Source organism: Falsigemmobacter intermedius (assembly GCF_004054105.1).
Lineage (GTDB): Bacteria > Pseudomonadota > Alphaproteobacteria > Rhodobacterales > Rhodobacteraceae > Wagnerdoeblera > Wagnerdoeblera intermedia.
On record NZ_SBLC01000070.1, the window covers coordinates 1 to 7,299 of the forward strand.

5 protein-coding genes are annotated in these 7,299 nt (G+C 63.3%); 3 read left to right on the forward strand and 2 right to left on the reverse strand.

Annotation, left to right across the window (positions count from 1 at the left end):
* Together EP867_RS18435 and EP867_RS18440 are read right to left on the reverse strand one after the other, a co-directional pair.
* Window positions 1-410 (reverse strand): acetamidase/formamidase family protein (locus tag EP867_RS18435; RefSeq protein ID WP_174722357.1); only part of this gene is annotated, 410 nt, incomplete at its 3' end.
* Between the two features lie 57 nt (window positions 411-467).
* Window positions 468-1,061 carry a TetR family transcriptional regulator gene (locus tag EP867_RS18440; RefSeq protein WP_128490918.1) on the reverse strand — a complete coding sequence of 198 codons (594 nt, stop codon included), beginning with the start codon at window positions 1,059-1,061 and terminating at the stop codon, window positions 468-470.
* Window positions 1,062-1,235: 174 nt separating this feature from the next.
* Between EP867_RS18440 and EP867_RS18445 the strand changes: the two genes are divergently transcribed.
* The 3 genes from EP867_RS18445 (at window position 1,236) to EP867_RS18455 (ending at window position 7,054) form a co-directional block, all read left to right on the forward strand.
* Entirely contained in the window at window positions 1,236-2,621 is a 1,386-nt protein-coding gene (locus tag EP867_RS18445; RefSeq protein ID WP_128490919.1) for an efflux transporter outer membrane subunit, read from the forward strand.
* A gap of 104 nt (window positions 2,622-2,725) precedes the next feature.
* On the forward strand, window positions 2,726-3,919 hold the full coding sequence (locus EP867_RS18450; protein ID WP_241656969.1) for an efflux RND transporter periplasmic adaptor subunit: 1,194 nt from the start codon (window positions 2,726-2,728) through the stop codon (window positions 3,917-3,919).
* Window positions 3,920-3,922: 3 nt separating this feature from the next.
* Entirely contained in the window at window positions 3,923-7,054 is a 3,132-nt protein-coding gene (locus EP867_RS18455) for an efflux RND transporter permease subunit (RefSeq protein ID WP_128490920.1), read from the forward strand.
* Window positions 7,055-7,299 lie beyond the last annotated feature (245 nt).

The window sequence follows — 7,299 nt, forward strand, 5'->3', positions numbered from 1 at the left end:
AGTTGCGCAAGCCCGCGCGCGCGGTCGATGGCGATGGTCAGATTCTGATAGCTCTCAGCCAGATCCGGGAACATCCCGAAGCCGGGTTCAATGGCGTTCCAGCCATAATCCTGAGCAAAGCGGATCTCCCCGATCTCAACGATCAGCCGGTCACCAGGCTCTGCCCCCTCGATATGGATCGGTCCCGTCAGCATATGCGGACCGAGCTCCGGCGATTTCGCCGCGATCACCGCAAGATGCGACGGCAGCGCCGTGCCGGGCTGCCCCTCCGCCGGCAGATTGCGCGCCCCGCCTGAGAGCGTCTCAACCTCGACGCTGTCGCCGGGAGTGATGCGCAGAACCGGCGCGGCATTCGGATCAAGATGGCCCCAAAGGATGGTGTCAGGGCGGGCGGGCAAATGGTGCAGCATAACGGCCTCCGTCAGATCGGGCGGAGGGTGGCGGCCACGCAGCACCGCCGCAAGCGTTTATTGCGGAATGCTGCGCAGACTGCGGATATGGCGTGCAATCAGCCGCGCGCCTGTCTCGGGCAGATCAAAAGCGCGTTCCGAGATCATCCATTCCAACAGCAGCCCGCGGAAAAACGCCACCAGCGACAAAGCCGCCTCCACCGGCGTCAGATCCCCGGCGAGATAGCCATTCTCCTGTGCGCGGGTCATCAGACGCACCATCAGCCCGAAGCCCTCGATGTTCGGGCCGGGGCCGTCCCCTGAGGGGGTCTGCTCAAGGATCAGGAACATGCGCTGCCGGCTTTCTTCGCCGGCAAAGGTCGTCAGGCAGGGATGGGTCAGCGAAATGAGCACCTCGAAAACATCGTCGAGCCGGTTGGCCAGAGCCGCCTCCATGATGTCCACCTCCGGTGGCCGATAGCGGTCACGCAATGCGGCCAGAAGGTCACGCTTATCACGAAAATGCCAATAGACCGCCCCCCGGGTCACCCCCGCCGCGCGGGCGATCTGATCGAGAGAGACGGCCTGAACGCCTTTATTTGCAAAGAGTTGCTCGGCGGCATCAAGGATGTCGGCCCGGGTCTTCTCAGCATCTTCTTTGGTGCGGCGCAAAGGGCTCTCCCGGCGTTTGTGACTTTACATACAAACATGAATGTAAGAAAAGGTCCACACGGCTCAGACCGACGGACTGACTGAGAGGCGCGATATCGCGGCGCGGTTTTGACCGTCCGCCCCGCCCTTTGGGTCCGTCCTTCGGGATCGGGCGACCAAATAAAGCGGACAACCATGAAAAGCCTCAAGGCCACCGAGCAGTTACCGCGGCGCAGCTTTCTTCTGGGAACAGCCCTTCTGGCTGTGGCCGGATGTGCGCCGGCTGCCTTTCGCAGCCATGAAACCGAAACCGGCGCGACGTTTGACAATGCCGCACCGCCCCGCACCGCCTCCACTGCGCCCTGGTTTGAGGCCTTCCGCGATGCACAGCTGAACGAGCTGGTCAGCGCTGCCCGCGCCCGCAACCTCTCGGTTCAGAACGCCGTTGAGGCGATCCGCGCCGCGGAAGCCGCCTCGGGTCAGGCCGCCTCGGGCGCGTTCCCCTCGCTTGGGGCCAGCGGATCGGCGACGCGGTCTGAAAACGCCGCAGGCGCGATTTCGGAATCAAGCTCGGCCGGATTGAATGTCTCGTGGGTGCTGGACCTCTTCGGGGCCAATGCGAACGCCCGCAAGGCGGCGGCTGCGCGTCTCGACGCCAGCCGCCTGACTGCCGATGCCACCCGCCTGGTGATTGAGGGGGCGGTGGCATCGGCCTATGTCGATCTGCGGTATTATCAGGAGAGCATGGCGCTGACCCGCCGCTCGCTGGCGAGCCGGCGCAAGTCGCTTGAGATCACCCGCACCCGATTTGATCTGGGCGATGCGGCACAGATGGATGTGCTGCAGGCCGAACAGCTTGTGGCTGAGGGAGAGGCACAGCTCCCCGCCTATGAGATCGGTTTTGACCAGTCGCTGGCAAAGCTCGCGACCCTGGTGGCAGGCCGCAGTGCCGCGCTGCGCCCGCAGCTGACCAAAGGCCGCGCGGTGCCGAATCCGCGCTTCAGGCCCTCAGTCGGCGTTCCGGCCGATGTTCTGCGCGCGCGCCCGGATGTTGCCGTGCAGGAAAAGCTTTATGAGGCTGCGGTTTACGACATCGGCGTTGCGCGTACGCAATTTCTGCCCGTCGTCAGCCTTGCCGGATCAGTCACGCCGACTAATATCTCGGGGGGTGGCAATGTAACGCCCTGGTCCTTCGGGCCGACTGTTTCGCTTCCGATTTTCCGGGGCGGCGCTTTGATTGCCAACCTGCGCGGCGCTGAGGCACGTGCGGCTCAGGCGCATATCGCCTGGAAGGCTGCCGTGCTGAAGGCTGTGGAAGAGGTTGAGACCGCTCTGGCTGCTGCCAATCGTGACGCGCGCAGCGTCGGCACGAGGCAGCGTCTGGTCGAGACCTCACGCAAGACGGTGGAACTGGCACAGACGAACTTCTCGATCGGCGAAGGCACCTTCATGAACGTCCTGGATGCCGAACGCAGCTACCTGAATGCACAGCAGGGCCTGGCCGCTGCGGTGCGTGTCCGGGCGCTGAACTTTATCTCGCTCAGCCTTGCGGCGGCGGGCGGCACGGGTGCCGCACAATAAACAGGGGATCTCCCGTCCCCGCCCTTTCAAGATTTCCACCGGCCCGGATGATGCAGACATCATCCGGGCCGGTTCCATCCGATCCAAATCTCGCAGGTAGCCTGATGTCCTGGCCCCGGACCCCCCGTTTCTCCCTCTCTGTCACAGCGCTGATGACCACGCTTCTGCTGCTTTTGCCGCTGGCAGCCGCTCAGGCCGTCGCGCAGGGTGCTCCGGGCGGCGCACCGCCGCCCGCCCCGGTCGGCTTTGTTCCGGTTGAGATCACCGATCACCAGATCACCGCGCGCCTGCCGGGCCGGGTCAAAGCCTCGACCGTGGCCGAAGTCCGTCCGCAGGTCTCGGGCATCATCCGCGAGCAGCTTTTTGAAGAAGGCCGCGTCATCAATGCGGGCGATCCCCTCTTTAAGATCGAAGACGACAGCTACCGTGCCGCCGTGGCCGCAGCCCGCGCGGCAGTGACCCAGGCGAAAGCCAGCTATGAGTTGTCGATCACCGAGGAAAAACGCGCGCTTGAGCTTTTTGGCAATAACGCAGGCTCGGCGCAGCGGCGCGACGCCGCCGTCGCCAGCCGCCAGTCGGCAGAGGCCGGTCTTCAGGCCGCTGAGGCCCGTCTGATGAGCGCTGAGATCGATCTCGAGCGCACCACCATCCGCGCACCGATCTCGGGTGTCGTCGGTCTGTCGCAGGCCACCATCGGTGCTCTGGTCGCGGCGCAGCAACCCGCGCCCCTGGCCACCATCCGTCAGCTGGACCCGGTTCATGTCGATGTGACCCAGTCGGCCGTTGATCTGCTGCGCTATACCTCGACCCCCGAGGGGCGCGAGATGCAAAACACCGGTGAAGCCGAGATGACCCTCTCGGACGGCACCAGCTATTCGGTCAAAGGGCGTCTGTCCGCCGCAGAACCCCAGGTCGAGCCGACCACCGGCATGATCACCCTGCGCATGACCTATCCGAACCCCGATCACGTCCTGCTGCCGGGCATGTATGTCGAAGTGCATCTGCCCCAGGCCATCGTGCGCGGCTCGGCGCTGGTGCCGCAGAATGCGGTGCTGCGTGACCGCAGCGGTGCGACCTCTGTCTGGGTGATCGAAAACGGTGCCGTGGCCGTGCGGCCGGTCAAAGTGGCCGGAACCGCAGGCAATGAATGGGTCATTCAGGAAGGTCTGAAAGCCGGCGATCAGGTCATCACCTCCGGCTTCCAGAAAACCGGACCCGGTGCCCCCGTGACCCCGGTTCCCGAAGGCGGTGCCGCCGCCCCCGCAGCGGATGCGCCTGCGGAAACCAAAGGGGACTGATCCATGGCCCGCTTTTTCATCGACAGACCCATCTTTGCATGGGTCATCGCGATTATCATCATGGCGGTCGGCGCGATTTCGATCATGCGGCTGCCGGTCTCGCAATATCCGCAGATCGCCTCGCCCTCAGTCGTGATCACCGCCGTCTATCCGGGGGCCTCGGCTGAGACGGTTTCTGACACCGTGGTCCAGGTCATCGAGAAGCAGATGACCGGCCTTGACGGGCTGCGCTATATCAACTCCTCGACCACTTCGACGGGGCGGGCGACCATCACGCTGACCTTCGCACTCGGGACCGATCCCGATACCGCGCAGGTTCAGGTGCAGAACAAACTGGCCCAGGCGAACGCCAGCCTTCCCCAGGTCGTGACCCGCCAGGGCGTGACGGTGACGAAATCAACCACCGGCTTCCTGATGGTGGTCTCGCTGATCTCGCCCGACAAATCGCGCACCGATGTGGAACTTGCGGACTATATGTCCTCAAACCTCGTCGAGAGCTTCTCGCGCATCAAGGGCGTGGGCGGCGTGCAGGTCTTCGGGTCGGAATATGCGATGCGCATCTGGCTCGATCCGACGAAACTCTCGTCTTATGACATGGCGCCTGCGCAGGTCATTGCCGCCGTTCAGGGCCAGAACGCCCAGATCGCGGCCGGGGCCTTTGGCGCGCAGCCCGCGCCCGCAGGCCAGCTTCTGAACGCCACGATCACCGCGCAGTCGCTGCTGAAAACCCCGGAAGACTTTGAGCGGATCGTGCTGCGTGCCGATGCCGACGGCGGCCTTGTGCTGCTGCGCGACGTCGCCCGCGTTGAGCTTGGGGCCGAGATGTATGAGGTTGCGGCCTTCTACAACGGCGCGCCTTCGGCCGGTATGGCCATCCAGCTCGCGACCGGAGCCAATGCGCTGGATACGGCTGAACTGGTGAAGGCGCGCCTTGATGAGATCGCAAAAGACCTGCCGGAGGGCATGGACTATGTGATCCCCTATGACACGACGCCCTTCGTCTCGATCTCGATCAAGGCGGTGATCACAACGCTGATCGAGGCCATCGGCCTCGTCTTCCTGGTGATGCTGATCTTCCTGCACAACTTCCGTGCAACGATCATCCCGACCATGGCTGTTCCGGTGGTTCTGCTGGGCACCTTCGGCGTCATGGCGTTCTTCGGCTTCTCGATCAACACGCTGACCATGCTGGCCATGGTTCTCGCCATCGGCCTTCTGGTCGATGACGCCATCGTGGTGGTGGAAAACGTCGAACGCATCATGGCTGAGGAGCATCTTTCCCCGAAAGAGGCGACCAAAAAATCCATGGATGAGATCACCGGCGCGCTGGTGGGGATCGCCATGGTGCTCTCTGCCGTCTTTGTGCCGATGGCCTTCTTCGGCGGCTCAACCGGTGAGATCTATAAACAGTTCGCCATTACCATTGTAGCGGCCATGGCGCTCTCGGTTGTGGTTGCGGTGATCTTCACCCCGGCGCTCTGTGCCACCATGCTCAAGCCGCATTCGCCGGTTCCGGGCCGCTACGCCCGCTTTTTCGAGCCGCGCTTTACCCGCCTGACCAATGGCTACGGCGGTCTGGTCAGAACGGTGATTAAGAACCCGGTTCTGTCGCTTCTGGTCTATGCCGGTCTCATCGCCGGCATGGTGGGGCTGTTTAACAATACCCCCAAAAGCTTCCTGCCCGACGAAGATCAGGGCGTTCTGATGACCATCATCGTCGGCCCCTCGGGTGCCACGACAGAGCAGACCCGCGCGGTCACCGAAGAGGTACAGAACTACTACCTGGGCGCTGAGGGCGACAATATTGAATCCGTCTTCTCGGTTCTGGGCTTCTCCTTCGCGGGGGAAGGGCAGAACATGGGGATGATGTTCGTGAAGCTGAAAGACTGGAGCGAACGGACGGCCTCGGAAGATGCGGCGGCTGCGATTGCAGCCCGGGCCTTCGGGCCGCTGATGGGTGGCATCAAAGAGGCGGTGGTCATTCCGATCGTGCCGCCCGCCGTTCTTGAGCTTGGCAACTCCAACGGCTTCCAGGCCTTCCTGCAGGCCCGCGCCGGTCAGACCCATGAAGAGCTGATGAACGCCCGCAACATGCTCCTGGGCCTCACGGCACAAAGCGACAAGCTGATGGCCGTGCGTCCCAACGGCGTGGAAGATGCCGCGCAGTTCCGTCTGAACATCGACTGGGCGAAAGCCGGAGCGGTGGGTCTGACGGCAGCTGAGGTCGGCCAATACCTGAGCACCATCTGGTCCTCGGCCTATATCAACGACTTTCTCTATGAAGGCCGCGTGAAGCGGGTCTATGTTCAGGGCGAGCCCTGGGCCCGCACCAGCCCCGAGGATTTCGCCCTGTGGCGGATTCCGAACTCGAAGGGTGAGTTTGTGTCGCTTTCGACCTTTGCCACCCAGGAGTGGGTCTATGGTGCCCAGCAGGTCGTGCGCTATGACGCCCTTCCGGCTATGGAGCTTCAGGGCTCCCCTGCGCCGGGTGTCTCAACCGGCGAAGCCATGGAAGAGATGGAGCGCCTGGCCAGCCAGCTGCCTCCGGGATTCTCGCTGCAGTGGTCGGGCATGTCGCTTGAGGAGAAAGAGGCCGGAGACGGCGCAATGCTGCTCTACTTCCTTGCCATCGCCGCCGTGTTCCTCTGCCTTGCAGCGCTTTATGAGAGCTGGGCGATCCCGGTATCGGTCATTCTTGCGATGCCGGTCGGTGTGCTTGGCACGCTGATCGGAGCCTGGATCGGCGGGCAGCAGAACGGCGTCTACTTCCAGGTCGGCATGCTGACGGTGATCGGTCTGACCGGCAAAAACGGCATCATGATCGTCGAATTTGCCCGTGAGCGGATGCAGCGTCTGGGCGAAAGCGCGCGTGAAGCGGCCTATCAGGCAGCAAAACTGCGGTTCCGCCCGATCCTGATGACCTCGCTCGCCTTCGGGATCGGTGTGGCACCGCTGGTCTATTCCTCCGGCGCCGGTGCCGGTGCACGCCACGCCATCGGCTATGCGACGCTCTTCGGGACGATCTCGGGCACGCTTCTGGGGATCTTCTTCGTCCCGGTCTTCTTCGTGCTGATCGACCGCCTCTTCGGAGGCCGGAAAACCCGGACACCCGAAACCGCTGAGACTGCACATTAACCCAGCAGGCCGCCCCACCCGGGGCGGCCTGCTTCATAAAGCACCGAGCCATGCCGGCTTTTCCGTTCCGGGCGGACTGTGTTGCACAACACTGTAACGATCCAGCCGTTTCTGTTTAGTTCACGCTGCTAATTTGAATGCCTCAGCAAGCGTGGCGCTGATGATGTAACCGCCCCCCCGATGGCATCGGATGTGCCAAGGTGGGATCGTCATAATCCATTAGGGAGGCGGTCATGTCGGAGATT